This is a genomic window from Anabaena sp. WA102, assembly GCF_001277295.1.
Classification (GTDB): Bacteria; Cyanobacteriota; Cyanobacteriia; order Cyanobacteriales; family Nostocaceae; genus Dolichospermum; species Dolichospermum heterosporum.
Window position 1 is genome coordinate 1 of the sequence record NZ_CP011456.1, and the last position, 18,995, is coordinate 18,995.

The window sequence follows — 18,995 nt, forward strand, 5'->3', positions numbered from 1 at the left end:
ATTACGAATTAGGAATTAGGAATTACGGATAAAGGTGGCGTTAATGGAAATTCCCATAGATGATTTATGGAATCGTGTATTAGAGCGGTTACAGTTAGAGTTAGCTCCGCCTACCTTTGAAACTTGGATTAAAACAGCTTATGCACAGCAGCTAGAAAATAACTGTTTGGTAATATATGCTCCTAATCCTTTTGCTCGCAATTGGCTTCAGAAGTATTACATTAATACTATTGCTAATGTAGTCCACGATATTGTGGGTTATCCAATAGAGATTTATATTACTGTAGTTGAGGATAAGGGAGTTTCTCATGTGGATAAACCGGAAGTGGAGGGGAAATTACCAGCAATAAATCATATTTTGGCAAATGCTCCCATAAATTCGCAAAAGACTTCAGATTTAAATTCTAAATATGTTTTTTCTCGTTTCGTTGTCGGAGCTAATAATCGCATGGCTCATGCGGCTTCTCTAGCCGTGGCAGAATATCCGGGTAGGGAATTTAATCCGTTATTTTTATGTGGTGGTGTGGGTTTGGGGAAAACTCACTTAATGCAAGCTATTGGTAATTATCGCTGGGAAATCTGTCCTCATTCTAAGATATTTTATGTGTCTACGGAGCAGTTTACAAATGATTTGATTACTGCAATTCGTCAAGATAGTATGCAGAGTTTCCGCGAACATTATCGGGCTGCTGATATGCTGCTAGTTGATGATATTCAGTTTTTGGAGGGGAAGGAATATACTCAAGAGGAATTTTTTCATACTTTTAATACTTTACATGAGGCGGGTAAGCAAGTTGTAATTGCTTCAGACCGTCCTCCTAATCAAATTCCCAGTTTACAAGAACGGTTGTGTTCACGGTTTTCTATGGGGCTAATTGCTGATGTGCAAATGCCTGATTTAGAGACGAGAATGGCAATTCTGCAAAAAAAAGCTGAGTATGAAAATATTCGTTTACCACGAGAGGTGGTTGAATACATCGCTTCTAATTGTACTTCTAATATCCGTGAGTTGGAGGGGGCGTTAATTCGAGCTTTGGCTTATATTTCTATTTGGGGTTTACCTATGACTGTGGAAAATCTGTCACCGATTTTAGGCACTCCTAGTCAGAAAATAGAAACTACTCCTGAGATAATTTTAAATATAGTTGCAGATGCTTTGAATGTTTCTATTGAGGATTTGAAGGGTAATTCCCGTCGTCGAGAAATAAGTTGGGCTAGGCAAATAGGAATGTATTTAATGCGACAACTTACGAATTTGAGTTTACCCAAGATAGGGGAGGAGTTTGGGGGTAAAGATCATACGACGGTGATGTATAGTTGTGAGAAAATTACCCAGTTAAAGGAGAGTGATCAGAGTTTAATTCAAACTTTACACCAATTGAGCGATCGCATCCAAATGGCTACTACCAAAAATAGAATTAATATCGTTGATGTTTTCCACAACCCAAAAAACTAACTTATCCCATTAAAATCTGCACTATTAAGTCCGAATTTTAAGAAAAATATAATAAATGATTAATTTTTATTTAAAATTGCGGTCAAAATCCAATTTTTTGCCGCAAAGCTGTGGAAAACTTTAATTTATTATTTATCAGTTTCATGAAGTATGATGATTTTGGGAAAATTCAGGATAGTTTTTCCACAGTTTTTCCACAGGTAACTATCCAGATTATTTGTTTTTTTATATCATGAGTATTGACAAATGGATGAATTTATGAGTGCTGCAATTTTCCAGGCTAAACAAGGTAGACAAGAAGGGGGAATTCCCATTGGCTCTGTTTTGGTTAAGGATGGTAAAATTGTCGGACAGGGACACAATAAGCGCGTCCAAGATGGTGATCCTGTAACTCATGCGGAGATTGATTGTCTCCGTAATGCGAGCAGAATTGGTAACTACAGAGGTACAATCTTCTACTCTACGTTAATGCCTTGTTATTTGTGTGCCGGTGCTGTGGTGCAGTTTGGGATTAAAAAAGTTATTGCTGGAGAATCAAAAACTTTTCCTGGCGCTAGAGAGTTTATGGTATCTCACGGTGTGGAAGTCATAGATCTAAATTTAGATGAATGTGAACAAATGATGAGTGAATTTATTACAACTAACCCGGAACTTTGGGATGAAGATATTGGGAGATAGGAGGTAGGGGCGCAGGGTCTGCGCCCATTCAGGAGTATGGCTAACGCCACGCTGCGCTATCAGGAGTTCAGGAGGAAGAAGAAATGAATGAAAATTGACACTCTCAGGGAGCCAAGCCACTGAGCTTTACGCTTACCGGATATTCCTGTAAAATTGTCCAAAAACCTATTACCCATTACCCATTACCCATTACCCATTTATATTGACCCCACAATTAAAATTGAGAAATTAGTGTCAATTTTCTCCAGTTGCGTTATGATGGCGATCGCAAGCCTAAAAACCTTGTTGGCTGGATATTGCCACGACTGTTCAGCATAAATAGCGTCTAGTAGTGGTAATTACCGTACAAAACCGAATTCCCAAGCAGCTTACTCTTGTTATTTATGGTATAGTGGAAAAGTTAGAACTAGCTTTACCAAACTATAATTGCTCTACGCGCAGGTAATAATTGCAAGCGGAAGGCTGTTTTGATCAAGAATTTACACACAAAAATCTGAAATACACCGAGTTTATGATTCAGCAAGTAATTCACCCAATGGTGAAATTGCAGCGCAACGTGCAATCACTCGTAGAATCCAATATTATCAAACCCAATGATAGGATTTGGAAGATTGCCTTACTCTATGGCGATGATTGGCAACATTGGAAACAGGAGTTGCTGGACTTTGGATTTAGCACCCAAGATCCAATTGGCGATTTATTAGCGGTAGAAAAGTGGGACGACGATTAAACATCTAAATTAGATTGGCTATATCTAGGATAGATTTGACGTAGATACACCTACCTCCAGCAATGATAGAACTTTGTCCTTGTTTTTATGGTGGGTGCAATTTCTTCGTCACCCGATTTTGGATTGACGATTTTGGACTTCGACTTCGCTCAGTCGAACGATTTTGGATTGACTCCACCCTCAAGTGTAGGGCTGGAAAATTTTGGATTTAGAATTGACGTTAGCGAAGCGTATGCAGCGCAGCGAGTATTTTTCCATCAGTAGAGGACGGAGACTGATACCAAATTTTTTAATCTAAAATCTAAAATCTAAAATCTAAAATCTAAAATTCCCCGTCCAAACACATACTCAAGCATTTTTATTAAGGTAGGTAAATTATGGTTCAAACCTTACCTAAAACCCAGTTAGTAACCTTTGAAGAGTTTATTAAATGGAAACCAGAAGGCGGATTTTATGAACTGCATGATGGGGAAATTATTGAGATGAATCCACCATTAGGAAAACACGAAAGCAGAACCGGGGTTTTAACTATAGAATTGGCTATAGAGTGCCGCCGCTTAAATCTTCCCTATTTTATTCCCAAACAGGCATTAGTTAAACCACCAACAACGGAATCAGCCTATTGTCCAGATGTTTTGTTGATAAATTCCACAAATCTAGTCAATGAACCGCTTTGGGAAAAAAAAGCAACAGTAACTCAAGGTGATTCTGTGCCATTAATCATCGAAGTGGTGAGTAGCAATTGGCGAGTTGATTACTATAGAAAATATAGTGATTATGAAGAAATGGGAATTAAAGAATATTGGATTGTTGATTATCAACCCTTTGGTGCTGGTAAATTCGTGGGTGAACCAAAACAACCTACCATATCAATTTGTTCTCTAATTGGTGATGAGTATGAAATTAACCATTTTAGAGACAATGAGCAAATAATTTCCCGCACTTTTCCCGAATTGAACCTAACCGCTAACCAGATTTTGCTAACTGCTGATTGATATTAATGCCTGAGCCAACTCCTTTGCAGTATGATAGCGATCGCGTGGTAAAGGTTCTGTCACACAATCAATTACCTGTCTTAATTTATCACTAATTGTTGGTATCCCTTTAACCTCAAAGCGAAAATTACGCCCCCTTTGCCGATAAAATTTTAAAGGATTTTCCCCAGTTAATAAAAAAATTAACGTCGGACCAATAGCATACAAATCAGATTGGGTAAGCGGTTGTCCCCGTTCCTGTTCAGGAGCGCAAAAACCCTCAGCCCCGATTCTTGTCCCTGGTTTTGTGCCAATTTCCTTAACAGCACCAAAATCCAATACAACAATACTATTATTACCACTTCGCACCATCAAATTAGCCGGCTTAATATCCCGGTGAATTAATGGTGTATGTTGGTGATGCAGATAATCTAGAATATCACAAGTTTGGATCATCCAAGCGATCGCTTGCTTCGGAGTTACAGGTCCAGTTAAGCGAATCCGTTTGTCTAAATCTTGTCCATGAATTAACTCCATAGCCAAGTATTTTTTACCATCTTCCACAAAGAAATCATAATACTTGGGAACTCCCCCATGATTAAGATGCTTGAGAATACTAGCCTCTCGGATGAATAACTCTTGAGCTTTGGGAATTTTCACCATATCAGCATTCATCTGCTTAATTACCAGTAATTGTGGTACACCAGTAATTTCACCAACACCATCCCAAGCTAAATAGGTAGTACCCATACCACCCTTTCCCAAAGTGCGTAATACCTGATAATGACGAATAGTCTTTTGCACCAAAATTGGTTGACCACAGTGAACACAAAACACATTTTGAGGACGATTCCCTTCGTGAGTACAACCAGCACTGGAATATTCTGGAATTATCTTTTGATTAATTTCTCCATTTCCTGAACCTGAAGCTCGGATAAGTAGAGGAGATAATTCCTGAACTTGTACCTTGAGTACAGGACCACCCTGAGCTAATTGCAGCAAAGAATTATCAGCAACGATAGATTTAGTAACCAAAAAGCCATTGAGGAAAGTGCCATTAGTTCCATGACTAATTAACTCCCAATCATCCCCTCCAGCATTAGTAACTAATTTCAGTTCTAAATGATACCGAGAAACTAAATTGTCAGCCAAAACAACGTGATTATCTACCGCCCGACCAATGCGAACGACGGTAGAACCCTCAAAGCACCACTGTTTCAGCGGTGTTTTTGTGCTTTTTTCTAATAGGGTCAAAGTAATCACAATACAACCTAAAATTTAAGATCAAAAAACTAATTTTAGAAGCAACTTTGCTAAGATAGTCTGACTTTCACTCGCACTAGTATAGCTGTAATATTGTCATGACCATTGTGTTCATTACCCAATTCAATTAAATCTTGAACCCCTGTGACTAAATTACTAGAAGAACTTAATAAGGGTTGGAGATGGGTTTGCCAATGAGTTTCTAAGCAGTCATTATCTGATAAACCATCTGAAACCAATACCAGAAGCATATCTTCATTGATATCAAATAACATCACATCAGGATGGAGAGCATCTTCGTTGCGTGGACCTAAAGCTTGGGTAAGTTGATAAGCATCTGCACGTCCATAGGCAATACTAGGTTCTATACCCCTAGCAATTTCTCGTTGACCAACTTCATGGTCTATAGTTATTTGTTCTAGTCCTTGCTTGCGAGTCAGCCAATAAAGACGACTATCTCCCACATGAGCAATTGCCGCTTGATTATCTTGAATTAGTAGCATGACCAAAGTAGTACCCATGCGACCAATACCAGAACGAGCTTCTTTTTGATTAAGCTCATAAATAGCCTGATTAGCCAGATAAACTGCGTGAAGAATAGACTCCTTGCGAGGCAATTCTGTATCTACCCAAGTTTTTTGAAAGTATTGACGGATAGTATTTACCGCTAATTGACTAGCTATTTCACCTCCAGCATGACCACCCATACCATCACAAAGAATATATAAACCTTGTGTTGTAACTTGACTATTTCCTGGTAACTCTATCTTGTGAACTTGACTATCAACACCAAAATAGTCCTCATTATGGTCGCGTTGACGACCCACATCAGTAGCTGCTGCATATTCCACGCTACTTAGCTGCATGGATAGAACTAGAGTTAGGGCTTCATCACTTTTATTTTTTGTATCATTACTTAGTGCCAAGACAGGTGATGAAGTTGGTTGTTCCTGATGACATTCTTCTGCTATTTCTTGTAAATGCGATAGCAATTGCGCCAGAGTTTGAATATTCCCAGATTCCACATACTCTAACATCTGCACCACACAATCCAATGGAGTGTGTTGGGATTCTCTAAACAAAGTTTGCCACATCCGACCCAAACTTTTAAGAGTTAAAGCTTGTTGTCCATTCTCTCGTATTTTCGTCAAATCTAAAACTTCGGGTGGTTGTGGTGTTAGTAACGGTGTCTCTATATATAGCCTTTGTAATATTAGAGTTTGGTCTTCATCTAAGCGCAAGTTCGACAACTCCAACAAACTTTGGCGACAATTTACAGTTTCTAACAACTCCCAAAGTTGAGTCATTTGATAAAACCAATGTAAAATTTCCAACGGACTTACTGTATCTCGTCGCAAAACATCAAGCAACGTCGGGAAATTGGATCTGTCTTCTAACAAGACTACTTGAAAATGATCTTGCTGCCAAGCATCATGAATATTTGGTATTCCTGGGCGCTTATCTACCTGCAATTTTAGATAAGCTTCCGCCAGACCCGGAATTGTCCTTATATCCATCTTGGTTTCGTGCAAAAGCATTGCCCCAATCAGTGATATTTTGTAAGGTTGACAATCTAGAACCTTGACTTCTATATAATCCGCAAATTCTTGTGGAGATTCTAACAAGCGATAACGTTGCCAAGGATCTAAATAAGCATCTAAAACAAATTTGGATAACAGACCAGAATCTCCGCCACCATCCGCTATATTTTCTAGATTTTGGCTTAATTTCGCAGTTTCCGCCACAACAGAAACTACCTTATCCACTGCCTGAGTAATGAGCGCGTACCAAACTGTGCTAGATTCTGCACCACATTTATAACAATACTGTGCATCTAAAGCCATATCGGCACTACATTCAGAGCAGATTTTATGAGCTAAGGATATACCACAGCTTTGACAGAACTTATTACTATCACCGTTTTCAAATTTACACTGGGGGCAAATCAGCATAGTCGGACTTCCTTGATTTTCCTGGTAAGGTGCTTTTAGCTACAAATATTCAAACAGTCCACAATTAAATAACTAAAATTAAAATTATGTAACCTAAGAACTAAGTGCTATTGTTGACACTCTTTTTGTATACTGGTATTACAGTACCTTAATCTATTTTTCCGGTTAATGATTTAATCTTGTGACTTCTAAGGGAGTGAGTTCTCGCCATTGTCCTGGTGCTAAATCATCTAATTGAATATTACCAATACTTATCCTAATTAACCGCAAAGTCGGAAAACCCACAGCAGCAGTCATGCGACGGACTTGGCGATTTTTACCTTCAGTTAAGGTCATTTCTAGCCAAGCTGTGGGAATACTTTTCCGAAATCGAATGGGGGGAATACGTTGGACTACGGATGGTTCTTCTAACAATAACCTAACTTGAGCAGGACGAGTCCGGTAATCTTGAATTTCTACCCCAGTTTGTAGCTGATGAATTGCATCAACATCAGGAATACGTTCCACCTGCGCCCAATAAGTACGTTGATGACCAAAGCGCGGATGTGCTAGACGATGCTGTAACTGTCCATCATTTGTTAGTAACAGTAACCCCTCACTATCCCAATCTAAACGCCCCACAGCATAAACATCGGGAACATCTATATACTCTTTTAGCGTAATATGTTTGGGACTTTCTTGAGTAAATTGGCTCAAAACCCCATAGGGTTTGTGAAAAATAATATACCGATTATTCATAAAATATAGAAGGAGTCAGGAGGTAGGGGCGCAGGGACTGCGCCCATTCAGGATTCAGGAAAAAGAAGAAAGGATTAATAAACATCAATTATGACAATTAGCAAAATCAGCCGCAGATCCTTTTTATTTCTGGGTGGGGCAACCTTAGCACAAGGATTAACCTTAACATTACCTAGTTATGCTCAACCAGTTCAGGTAAACAAAAGTCAAATTAATGGTATCCCTTTTTATCAAACCATAGTTGATCTCACAGATCCAAAAACCTTGATTACAATGGGTTTAGCCAAAAATGCCAGCTTTGCGAACACCATTCAAAAAACCAGTGGTGATGAAGAATTTAGTAAATTAGTAGCGCGTTATAAGGCTGCTGTAGTTGCTAATGGCACATTCTTCGCCAAAAATCCTCAAAAAACAGTGATGGGTAACATGGTAGCTGGGGGAAAATTTGTCAAATACAGTCGCTGGGAAAATTTTGGGACTACCTTGGGATTAGGAGTTGACAATAAACCAGAAATGGTAACAGCCAGAGTAGACGGTAAACCGGAATGGAATAAACATTGGTTTTCCCTAACCTGTGGACCGAGATTATTGCGACAGGGGGAAATATGGATAAATCCCAGTATTGAAGGCTTTAAAGATCCTGTTGTTTTAGGCAATAGCGATCGCACAGCCATTGGTTTTACTCAGGACGGCACAAAGCTGATTTTAGCCAATTTTGAAATTAACCTCACTTTACAGCAGGAAGCAGAGGCAATGAAAGCGATCGGTTGTTATGAAGCTATGAATTTAGATGGTGGAGCATCCAGAGCCTTAGCCAACAAGACTAATATTGTAGTTCCCGCGGGTAGACCTTTAACCAATGTAATCGTCATTTATGATGCCACAAATCCCGCTCCCACAGCCTTAGAACAGGCATGGCTGAAGTTTCAAAAAGGAGAATACCCTTCCATACCTGCCTCGTAAATAAGGCACGGTTCAGGAATTAGAGGAATAATTACCAATTAGCCAGCCCTTGATTACGGAGTCAGGGGTATAGTATTTAATTTTTAATGGGGTTTGACGGCAAATACGACTATAAAGTTACGGTTCACCCCAATTCCTGAAAGTATTAATTCCCATACATTAGTCAATGTGAAAGCACATAAATCCATGAAACCACTAGACATAATTTATAAAATTCACCGTTCCCCTGACGGTTCGGTAAACCACCCTGCATGGAATGGCTACCACTGAGTTTATTTCTATTTCTTGCCCTGGGTAGCCTAGTTTGGGATTGTCTTCCCAGCAAAGCCATCAGTTTCTTTTTGGGCAACTGATTGTTATTAGCAGTTAGTTAATGCAATTTTATATTCTCTCTGAGTTCATTTAGTAATTTTATACGGAGCAAACACCCAAAATGGCAAAAGTAGTTGGAATTGATTTAGGAACGACTAACTCCTGTGTAGCAGTAATGGAAGGTGGTAAACCCACTGTTATTGCTAATGCGGAAGGTTTTCGGACAACACCCTCGGTAGTTGCATTTGCTAAAAATGGCGACAATTTAGTGGGTCAAATCGCTAAACGCCAAGCGGTAATGAACCCCGAAAATACTTTTTATTCAGTGAAACGCTTTATTGGTCGTCGTTTCGACGAAATTACCAACGAAGCTACAGAAGTTTCTTATAAAGTTCTCAGCAGTGGCGGTAACGTTAAGGTAGATTCTCCTGGTGCTGGTAAACAATTTGCTCCTGAAGAAATTTCTGCGAAAGTTCTCCGCAAATTGGTTGAAGATGCTAGTAAATACCTGGGTGAAACTGTTACCCAAGCTGTAATTACCGTTCCCGCTTACTTCAACGACTCTCAGCGTCAAGCTACTAAGGACGCGGGAAAAATCGCTGGTATTGACGTTCTCCGCATTATCAACGAACCTACCGCAGCTTCCCTAGCTTATGGCTTTGATAAAAAGAGTAACGAAACTATCCTGGTATTTGACTTGGGTGGTGGTACTTTCGACGTATCTGTTCTAGAAGTAGGTGACGGTGTATTTGAAGTATTATCAACATCCGGTGATACTCACCTGGGTGGTGACGACTTTGATAAAAAAATCGTTGACTTCCTAGCTGAACAGTTCAAAAAAGACGAAGGTATTGACCTCCGTAAGGACAAACAAGCTTTACAACGTCTGACTGAAGCCGCAGAAAAAGCCAAAATTGAACTTTCTAGCGTTACTCAAGCAGAAATTAACCTACCATTTATCACTGCTACTCAGGACGGTCCAAAGCATTTGGATACAGTTCTTACTCGCGCTAAGTTTGAAGAACTCTGCGCTGATTTAATTGACCGTTGCCGCATTCCTGTAGAAGATGCACTTAAAGGTGCGAAGTTAAATAAGACCAATATTGACGAAGTTGTTCTCGTTGGTGGTTCTACCCGGATTCCCGCAGTTCAAGATGTGGTCAAACGGGTGTTAGGTAAAGATCCTAACCAAAGCGTTAACCCTGATGAAGTGGTAGCTGTTGGTGCTGCTATTCAAGCGGGTGTCTTAGCTGGTGATGTTACAGGCATCTTGTTATTAGATGTAACACCATTGTCCTTGGGTGTAGAAACCTTGGGTGGTGTGATGACTAAAATTATTCCTCGCAATACTACAATTCCTACCAAGAAATCAGAAGTGTTCTCTACTGCTGTAGACGGACAAACCAATGTGGAAATTCACGTTCTCCAAGGTGAGAGAGAATTCGCCAATGATAACAAGAGCTTAGGAACTTTCCGTTTGGATGGTATTCCTCCTGCTCCTCGTGGTGTTCCCCAAATTGAAGTTACTTTTGATATTGACGCTAACGGTATTCTCAATGTTGCGGCTAAGGATAAGGGAACTGGTAAGGAACAATCTATTAGTATCACTGGTGCTTCTACTCTGGATAAGAATGATGTAGAACGCATGGTGAGAGAAGCTGAACAAAATGCTTCTTCTGATAAGGAACGTCGTGAAAAAATTGAACGCAAAAACCAAGCTGATTCTTTAGCTTATCAAGCTGAAAAGCAGTTACAAGAGTTGGGTGATAAAGTCCCTGATGCTGATAAGACTAAGGTTGAAGGTTTAGTTAAGGAAGTACGGGAAGCTGTTGCTAAAGAAGATGATGCTCAAATCCAGAAGTTGATGCCAGAATTGCAACAAGCTCTGTTTGCTATTGGTAGCAATATCTATCAACAAGCTGGTGATGCTGCCGGTGCTGGTGGTACTGAACCTCCAAGCGGTGGTTCTGCTCCTTCTGGTGATGATGTTATTGATGCTGATTTCACTGAAAGCAAGTAGTCATAAATTCTCATCAAGGGCGGGGAACCCCCGTCCCTACACTATTAATACCCACCTAGCGCAATAACTGGATGGGTATTTTTTAATGGTAATTAAATTAGTTATTGCGAGATAGTGATTATTAATAAACCCAGTTGCTTAAAAATTCTATTTGTCCCTGCATACCTTGCGTTGATTTAGTGTTAATCAGCCGCAAAACTCCACGCATTAATTCGCCAATTCCGTATCTTTGTTGAGGTGCTAAAATTATTCCAGCGTGAGACAAACCTTGTTCCAGTAAAGTAGTATGGATCTGGTAAAAGTCCCTAGCATTAAAGCTAAATATAACTCGGTTATTTTCTTTAGCCCAAGTTAGCTGTTCTGGATCTGATTTATACAACATTCCCACATCGGCAACTGTTAATACATCTACATTGCGGGAACGTAAGGCTTGAACAAAATCTTCATCCATTGCGTCTTCGTCAATATACAACCGGATTTTATTCATCTGCATTTTTATCTTTATGGCTATGTAAAGTTGCCAAATTCCAGTATTCAGCGTCTGCTTCAGCCAATTCAGTCTCAATTTGATTAGGATTAGCGTGATAGTAAGCTAAAGCCGCATATACTTGAGCAAGGTTAAGGTGACTTATCCGGCGGGCAATTTCTTCAGCATTTGCACCTTGTTTGTAAAGAATAACCACCCGACTTACAGAAGTTTTAGTCCCTGTAATCATGGGACGACCATTATTCACACCTGGAGAACAGGTTACTAGCGTACCAATGTTAGTAGCAGTTGCCATAGTTGACAGAATTACTTGCTTATTTTACTTCACTTTAGTCTATCATAAGCGTTTCAGCTAATAAGAGACTTCCAATTAAAAAAATATCCTAAAATTTCTTGTGGTGCGGGCATACTATGGCTAACGCCACGCTTCGCTATCGACAAGCTCAGTACAAGTCTTGCCCGCTAATAATACAAGGACGGGCATCCCACATCCCACAAGATTGGATAGCGAGGCGCTGCTGCAAGCAGTTCATCTTTTTTGTGGAGTTCTCTAATGCAAATTGCTTCTTAATAAGTAGTGAGACAGAATTAATTACACAATGTCATTGCGTAATCGTTGCGTGGCGTTAGCCATATGGAACGAAGTGAAATGAAGCAATTGCAAGGGTTGTGATTGCTTCCCTTCGCTCGCAATGACTGTAAATATTAGCTCTTCGGTACTTGTTATGCTAAATTATTTTTTTTAAATCCCAAGATCCTTGTTATATAAGGATTTTACATTAATTTATTGGTTATTTTGACAAATTTGGTATCAAAAACAATAAAATCCTTTATTTATATGGGTTGTGGGGTAAATAAACTCATATTTGGCATAACAGGTACGGAAGAACCTAAATATTTTTGTCCAATTACTTATATCAAATCAAAGGCACAAAAAAAGAGGTCTTTTTAGACCCCTTCCAAAATCAAAATAAAATAATGTTTGATTTATAGAAATTAAGACAAACCAGCATTAGTACCTTGTTTACCGGTTGCTAATTCCACTTTAACAATCTTGCCACCCATTTTTTGAATCCGTTGTTGTTCACGGAACCAATTTTCATAAGGAACTAACTTAGTAAAGTAAGTATTTTGTAATTCGCGTTGGGTGCGAGTCCGAGATAGGCTAGGAACACAAGCAGTTACTTTAAATAAACGAGCCATTTTGTTTTAAATCTCCTGATATTGTTTGGGAAACTTTTTTATCTCAAATGTCTTGAGTGAAAATCTTTAATTTATCTGTAAGGATTTAGCTATCAGTGGTCAGCTTTTCTAAATTTTATGCCAAAAACTATATTTGATTACTTATCAATATATCAAATATTCTGACTCCTGACTCCTGACAATTATTTTTTCCAAGGCTGGAAATCAACCATCAGCACCAGACTGATAACACTTACAATCAATTAGCAAGAGAACCTTCTAGCAATCATGATTGATCTCCAGACCTTAATAATGCCGCACCTACATCACTAAGTGCAAAGCTAACTCCTAGCTCAAGCCAGAGGAGATATAGTCGAAGTAAACGCCCATTTCCTTACCAGCGTCAGGACCAACCAAACTAGCGGTTACTTCCTTCATAGCACTGATAGCTTGAATTGTAGCGCCTACGGGTACTCCCAAGGAGTTGTAGGTTTCTTTCAAACCATTTAATACACGCTCGTCCAAAATGGAAGCGTCACCAGCCAACATAGCGTAGGTAGAATAGCGCAAGTAGTAATCCAAGTCACGGATACAAGCTGCGTAACGACGGGTGGTGTACATATTACCACCGGGACGGGTGATGTCAGAGTACAACAAGGATTTAGCTACAGCTTCTTTAACGATCGCAGCAGCATTAGCGCTGATGGTTGTAGCTGCACGAACGCGCAGTTCACCAGTAGCGAAGTAGCCTTTTAGCTTTTCGAGAGCAGCGGTATCAAGGTATTTACCTTGAACGTCTGAAGAATTGATAACGGAGGTAATTGCGTCTTGCATTGTTGTTTTTTCCTTATTTCCAACCTTATTGCTACAGTTTTAGTTTGAGCCGAGTTACAGCTAAAACTTACTGCATTGCACCAACAACGTAGTCGAAGTAAGAACCAGCTTCACCGGAGTCTTCAGCAGACAACAAGGTAGCAGCAACGTTCTTCATAGCGGCAACGCCACCAGCAACTGCATCAATGGGAGTACCCAAAGATTTGTACATTTCGCGTACACCAACGATACCGATTTCTTCGATGGCTGTAACATCACCAGAAACGATTCCGTAGGTAACGAGACGGAGGTAGTAGTCCAAGTCACGCAAGCAAGTAGCTGTCATTTCTTGACCGTAAGCGTTACCACCGGGGGAAACAACGTCAGGACGTTTTTGGAACAGTTGGTCGCCAGCTTGCTTAACAATGCGCTCGCGGTTTTCGGTCAATACTTGAGCGATGCGGAGACGTTGTGCGCCACCTGCAACAAAACCTTTGATTCTATCTAATTCACCGGGGCTGAGGTAGCGAGCTTCCGCATCAGCATTCACGATGGCTTTCGTGACGATACTCATTAATGGATTCCTCCAAAACTAATGGAACCAGAATTTGATTAAACTGGTACGACTTTATGTGGTTGATAGTGACTTGACAACTTGGTTGACATTTTTAGCCAGATTGTCTGGATTTGGTGTAAACCAGGTGGAAAACTCAATTACCTCCCGCAAAATATTGTCCAGTATTATGTTGAGCATTTATTACTGCTCTTAATATTTTGTAACACTTATTTTCAGATTTGCTCATTCTCAGGGAACAGGGAACAGGGAACAGGGAACAGTAAACAGGGAACAGGAAACAGGAAACAGGAAACAGGGAACAGGAAACAGGAAACAGGGAACAGGGAACAGTAAAAAGCCTGTGAAATCCAGATTAAACAGTCTTTTCTGAATCATGAGGGAGAAGAAAGGAAGAATTATCTCTTGCCTCTTGCCTCTTGCCTCTTGCCTCTTGTCTCTTGCCTCTTGCCTCTTGCCTCTTGCCTCTTGCCTCTTGCCTCTTGCCTCTTGTCTCTTGTCTCTTGCCTCTTGCCTCTTGCCTCTTGCCTCTTGCCTTCTTCCTGTCACCTGTCACCTGTCACCTATCTATTAGGAAGACCACCTGTTAAAACAGAAGGAGATAAGCTAGACCAGGATTGCTTCACTAGGTCAGCTTCAGCTTGAACACTGCCTAAATAGTTACCTGCTGGTAAAGATGGATAGCGTTTGTAGGGAACAACGTCTTCACCAAAGTAACGAGCATACTCAGGACTGTTAACAATTGCCTCTACTGCTGCCCGTAAACCGCTATCAGCCAATAGTTTGTTATATTGACGGATTTCGCCCTGAGTAGCGGGTGCGCGTCCCAAGAGGTGACGGAATAGGAATTCAATTACCTTGGTGTTGGGATAGGGGGTGTAGAACCGTTTGCGATAGATTTCGGAACTGGCTAGTTCGAGAACAAATTCCCGCACGGTAATTTCGCCGTTACGCAATTTGCTGTCTAAGTCAGAACGGCGGAAATAAGCAGGTACTTGACCGCTAAATACGTCCATAACTTGGATATAGATAGCATTGATGACCTGATTGGTTTCTGGGGAATTTGTGCCAGTGGTAGCACGGTAAATCCGGGCTGGTTTGCGACGGCTTGTACCGACACCAACTTCTACAGATTGACCACGACCATCGTTGAAAGAACGACCCAACTCAATAAACAAGGGTTTTGTCTTGTCCATTTTCTTGGCTTGGGCTGCTAAATCTGCGATCGCCTTCGCTAGAATTGGCGTATTCTCAGTTTTAATCCGTGGCTTCACAGTTTCAAAACTAGGAACAACCAAATCATCATTTTGCTTGGTTAACTGGTTGTAAAGCTTCTCAGTATTGGGGAAATTAGCCGCAGGTAAAGTGGGGAAGCGACGGAAAGGAACGGTATCTTCACCAAACACCTGACCATATTCAGCACTTTCAACCATCGCGCTAATAAAGGCCCGAATCCCTTGAGTAGCTAAAATTTGGTTGTATTTACGAATTTCTGCTTGGTCAATAGGAGCGCGACCCAAGAAATGCTTAGTTCCCAACTCAATTACTTTTGTATTGGGGTAAGGGGTGTAGAACTCTTTCTGATACAGGCTAGAGTAACCCAAACCTTGAATAAATTCCTTAACGCTGATTTCACCGTTCACCAACTTACTTTCTAGAACTGTAAACTCGTTCTTAGAGATGTAAGGAGCAATATCGCGCTCGAAAATCTGCCGATAAGCACCGCTAATCACAATTTCCGCCGCAACCTTGTCATTTTTAACTGCTGTCAGTTTAAAGACTTTGGTTTGCTCACGTTGCTTAGTAACACCTTGGTTAATGCGGAAATCAATATCTGGTTCAGTCCGCATTTCTGTGACTGCACCCAATTCCACAAAGCGAGGAGTTTCTTGTTTCTCAACATTCGCCAAATCTTCGCGGATAGTCCCCACACGTAATTGACGTAAAGACACACCCGCAGGAGTTAGATAACGCTCGTAAGGAACTGTATCTTCATTAAATGCTTGGCTGTATTCGTCACTGTCAAGAATGGCATCAACGACCGCATAAAAGCCCTTCTTAGCAGCAATGTCAAAATACTTGTTGTTTTCTTCCCGACCGTAGGTAGGACGACCTAACAAGCGACGGTGAATATATTCAATCGCTTTACAGACATAGAGAGAAGTCCAGTACATCTTGCGGAATAAATCCGACTTCGCCAACATCCGCACAAACTCGCGGACGGTGATATCGCCGTTTTCCAGCTTAATTTCTGCAACCTTCAGACGTTGACCTTCGTAAACATCACGACCGAAAACTTGCAGGTAACAAGCCTTAATTACCGCTTGGGTAGAACTTTCGGAGAACTTAACACTTGCACCCTTGGCAGCTTTTTTACCAATAGTTCCAGGTAACTGGTCTAACTTGAACACCTTAGCACCCAAAGTACCAGGAGCAACACCACGCGCACCAGGATTACTGAGTTGGTTATTGATACCAGGTCCTTGGTGAATCAAGATCCGACGGGTATCCTTACTAAATGGTGCAGGGCTGCTGCTGGGGTTGCGGGTTTCTTTCGGGAAAATCGCCCCAAATTGGATTTCCAAGGGGTCATTACCAGAACCGTAGGGATGTTGGTCAGGTAATGGTTGTTCGTAAGCAGCAAAAGTTGTAATAAACTGAGGAACTTTCCGGAAAGGCGCACTGTATTTAAACAGGTCTTGCTGTTGTCCCCAGTTACGACATTCTTGGGCTTCTTGACCCAGACCCCGAATGTAGGGAACTGTTTCTTCACCAAAGTAATCACTGTATTCGGTAGAATCTACCAAAGCATCAACTAAACCTGCTAAACCTTTGAGTGAGACAATGGCAAAGTATTTTTGCACTTCTTCCCGGCTACTTGGACCCCGTCCTAAAATGTGACGGAAAGCCAATTCAATCACCCGGCTATTAATAAAAGGCTGATAAAACTGTTTTTGGTAAAGGGGGGATTTAGCTAAACGGCGAATAAACTCCCGCATGGAGATCTCGCAATTTTTAACTTTAGATTCTAAGTCAGAAATAGACAAGCTATAAGCACGGGTAATATCGCGCTCAAATACTTGACGATAAGCAGCTTTGATAATTTCAGTCTTCTCGCTAGAAGACAAACCGGGCTTCATGACGTACTTGGGACGACGTTCTGCGGCAACAGCGTAAATTTGTGGCAGTTGTAACCCTTGTTGGTCGCCGGAAGGACGTTGACGAACTTTAGTAGAAGGTGTTGGTGCTTTAAATTCCGTCAGCAACACATCCATGTACTGAGTCACAATTTCTGTAGCTGCGGCATCTTTACGGAAATAAGACAGGGACGCTGCTTTAATTTCCTGCAAAGCAACGATGGTTGCTTCCCCAGAACAAGCATTTTCAATAATTTCCCGCAAACCTCTGGTATTCACAGAAATGATATTGGGGTCGCCAGCGACAATGGCGTAGGTGGCATAGCGTAAGAACCAGGACAAGTCCCGTAAACTCTTGGCCATGTTGCTAGGACCATAACGAGCAACGTTAATAGGTCTAAAGCCTGGAGGTGTTGGTCCACCAGCAGAAGTATTGAAGATAGAACGGAGGTTTTCAAAGAAACCACCACTACTTTCAACGTAGGTGACTGTTCCTAGTTTCATGCCCTCTTGGACATTAACACCTGCGCCGACCATTGCCAATTCTCGTTCTTGGGGCTTTTCAAAGAAAGCCATTGGTGAACCACCAATGAAAATCCGGTTAGCCGCACGAGAAACGATAATTTCGGAATTGTCGGTCAAAATCTTGGCAATTTCTAACCGCTTTGCACCGGAGGCAAAATAGCTGCTAAGTTCACTTAGTTCACCTCTTCCCAAAAAGCGGTCTTGTTGTTCCGCTTGGGAAATGGTAGAGACAGGTAAGGTTTGATATAGTTGCGGACGCGCAACTGAGCTTCCACCGCTTGCCTTAACACTCATGGGTTTTTTAAGACTCCTATCATAACTGTTTATGTGTTAAGCCTGAGTTATTTATTTTAAGGCTTGACATTTGTGCGTATCTATGGATTTTACGCCTATAAAACCCAGTAAATTAACTCGGTCAATTTTTAGATTAGAACGTTTTGCGTTTACGCTGTTGGTTTATTAAGAAGTATGTCGAATCTGTAATCTAAATTTTGATATTCAAGAGGATACATACTTGGATTTTCTTGGCTGAACACAGATTTTATCCCAAATTCTGCACCAATTTAATTCTTAAACTTATTTATAAGAAAACAGGCTAAAAACTAGTGTGTTAATTCTGAATCCCTTATCCCATAAGACTTCATGCCCAAAATATGTCGCATATTTTTATGAGAAAGTGCCTGGAACAGATGCTTTCGGTGTAAACTACGGTAACACCAATAATTTCCCAGGAAATCGCTCCAAAACCCACAAAATTAACATACTAGTACAACACGGCATAAATAAACCAACCATTCTAAATCGTTAAAAAGCCTATACTGTCTTCGTTTTGACTTTTGACTTTTGACTTCCGCCCTGCGGTACTAGCTTACTCCTCAAGAGTTTTCTTCTGGTTCTTCCGTTCATGGCAAACCTCGTTTGTCTAAAATTGGCAATTCCCGTTTGCGTCAGGCTCTTTTTATGCCTGCGATTGTTGCTCGTCGCTATAATCCTTTGATTCACTCCTTCTGTGAACGTCTTTTGGCTAAAGGTAAATCTAAAAAGTCTGTCATTGGTGCAGCCATGCACAAGCTTTTACGCCAAGTTTTTGGTGTTCTCAAGTCTCAGACCGCTTTTGACCCTAATTTTCTTTCTCCCACCACTTGACTTTCAAGACAGTATCTTGTATCTACTTTTAGAATCAAACAATCA

General features: G+C 40.7%; 17 protein-coding genes and 1 pseudogene. 8 read left to right on the forward strand and 10 right to left on the reverse strand.

What is annotated here, in order from left to right:
- The first annotated feature begins 43 nt into the window (after positions 1-43).
- From dnaA to AA650_RS00020, 5 genes are all read left to right on the forward strand, one after another.
- Positions 44-1,456, forward strand: a complete 1,413-nt coding sequence (dnaA, locus tag AA650_RS00005; RefSeq protein ID WP_051424346.1) for a chromosomal replication initiator protein DnaA — start codon at positions 44-46, stop codon at positions 1,454-1,456.
- 246 nt (positions 1,457-1,702) lie between these two features.
- Positions 1,703-2,134, forward strand: coding sequence for a nucleoside deaminase (locus tag AA650_RS00010; RefSeq protein ID WP_053537467.1), 432 nt, complete (start codon positions 1,703-1,705; stop codon positions 2,132-2,134).
- Between the two features lie 153 nt (positions 2,135-2,287).
- Positions 2,288-2,452 carry a hypothetical protein gene (locus tag AA650_RS27410; RefSeq protein ID WP_168635647.1) on the forward strand — a complete coding sequence of 55 codons (165 nt, stop codon included), beginning with the start codon at positions 2,288-2,290 and terminating at the stop codon, positions 2,450-2,452.
- Between the two features lie 193 nt (positions 2,453-2,645).
- Positions 2,646-2,864 (forward strand): DUF4327 family protein, encoded by a 219-nt coding sequence (locus AA650_RS00015; RefSeq protein ID WP_027402742.1) that lies wholly within the window; start codon positions 2,646-2,648, stop codon positions 2,862-2,864.
- A gap of 377 nt (positions 2,865-3,241) precedes the next feature.
- A complete protein-coding gene (locus AA650_RS00020; protein ID WP_053537468.1) occupies positions 3,242-3,859 on the forward strand; it encodes a Uma2 family endonuclease in 618 nt (205 codons plus the stop codon).
- Here AA650_RS00020 and AA650_RS00025 read toward each other — a convergent pair.
- The 3 genes from AA650_RS00025 to AA650_RS00035 all read right to left on the reverse strand — a co-directional run bounded on the left by AA650_RS00025 (position 3,845) and on the right by AA650_RS00035 (position 7,791).
- Entirely contained in the window at positions 3,845-5,101 is a 1,257-nt protein-coding gene (locus AA650_RS00025) for a protein kinase domain-containing protein (RefSeq protein ID WP_053537469.1), read from the reverse strand. The genes AA650_RS00020 and AA650_RS00025 overlap by 15 nt on opposite strands.
- A 50-nt stretch (positions 5,102-5,151) precedes the next feature.
- Positions 5,152-7,053, reverse strand: coding sequence for a serine/threonine phosphatase (locus AA650_RS00030; RefSeq protein WP_053537470.1), 1,902 nt, complete (start codon positions 7,051-7,053; stop codon positions 5,152-5,154).
- Between the two features lie 165 nt (positions 7,054-7,218).
- Complete coding sequence (locus AA650_RS00035; RefSeq protein ID WP_053537471.1) at positions 7,219-7,791, reverse strand: rRNA large subunit pseudouridine synthase E; 573 nt, start codon at positions 7,789-7,791, stop codon at positions 7,219-7,221.
- 90 nt (positions 7,792-7,881) lie between these two features.
- Between AA650_RS00035 and AA650_RS00040 the strand changes: the two genes are divergently transcribed.
- Together AA650_RS00040 and dnaK are read left to right on the forward strand one after the other, a co-directional pair.
- Complete coding sequence (locus AA650_RS00040) at positions 7,882-8,754, forward strand: phosphodiester glycosidase family protein (RefSeq protein ID WP_053537472.1); 873 nt, start codon at positions 7,882-7,884, stop codon at positions 8,752-8,754.
- Positions 8,755-9,187: 433 nt separating this feature from the next.
- A complete protein-coding gene (dnaK, locus tag AA650_RS00045; protein WP_053537473.1) occupies positions 9,188-11,086 on the forward strand; it encodes a molecular chaperone DnaK in 1,899 nt (632 codons plus the stop codon).
- A 121-nt stretch (positions 11,087-11,207) separates the two neighbouring features.
- Here dnaK and AA650_RS00050 read toward each other — a convergent pair whose 3' ends face one another.
- The 7 genes from AA650_RS00050 to AA650_RS00080 all read right to left on the reverse strand — a co-directional run bounded on the left by AA650_RS00050 (position 11,208) and on the right by AA650_RS00080 (position 18,098).
- Positions 11,208-11,573 carry a DUF5615 family PIN-like protein gene (locus tag AA650_RS00050; RefSeq protein WP_053541143.1) on the reverse strand — a complete coding sequence of 122 codons (366 nt, stop codon included), beginning with the start codon at positions 11,571-11,573 and terminating at the stop codon, positions 11,208-11,210.
- Complete coding sequence (locus tag AA650_RS00055) at positions 11,566-11,868, reverse strand: DUF433 domain-containing protein (protein WP_053537474.1); 303 nt, start codon at positions 11,866-11,868, stop codon at positions 11,566-11,568. Before AA650_RS00055 ends, AA650_RS00050 begins: the two co-directional genes overlap by 8 nt.
- A 701-nt stretch (positions 11,869-12,569) precedes the next feature.
- On the reverse strand, positions 12,570-12,776 hold the full coding sequence (locus tag AA650_RS00060; protein WP_027402734.1) for a phycobilisome linker polypeptide: 207 nt from the start codon (positions 12,774-12,776) through the stop codon (positions 12,570-12,572).
- A 327-nt stretch (positions 12,777-13,103) separates the two neighbouring features.
- Positions 13,104-13,589: an allophycocyanin subunit beta gene (gene apcB / locus AA650_RS00065; RefSeq protein ID WP_027402733.1), complete on the reverse strand. Its 486-nt coding sequence runs from the start codon at positions 13,587-13,589 to the stop codon at positions 13,104-13,106.
- A 67-nt stretch (positions 13,590-13,656) separates the two neighbouring features.
- Positions 13,657-14,142 carry an allophycocyanin subunit alpha gene (apcA, locus tag AA650_RS00070; protein WP_039203384.1) on the reverse strand — a complete coding sequence of 162 codons (486 nt, stop codon included), beginning with the start codon at positions 14,140-14,142 and terminating at the stop codon, positions 13,657-13,659.
- Between the two features lie 54 nt (positions 14,143-14,196).
- Positions 14,197-14,322, reverse strand: coding sequence for a hypothetical protein (locus AA650_RS29015; RefSeq protein ID WP_255549956.1), 126 nt, complete (start codon positions 14,320-14,322; stop codon positions 14,197-14,199).
- A 383-nt stretch (positions 14,323-14,705) separates the two neighbouring features.
- Entirely contained in the window at positions 14,706-18,098 is a 3,393-nt protein-coding gene (locus tag AA650_RS00080; protein ID WP_053537476.1) for a phycobilisome rod-core linker polypeptide, read from the reverse strand.
- 585 nt (positions 18,099-18,683) lie between these two features.
- Between AA650_RS00080 and AA650_RS00085 the strand changes: the two are divergent.
- A pseudogene (locus AA650_RS00085) lies at positions 18,684-18,950 on the forward strand (transposase); the annotation flags it as partial.
- Positions 18,951-18,995: the final 45 nt, after the last annotated feature.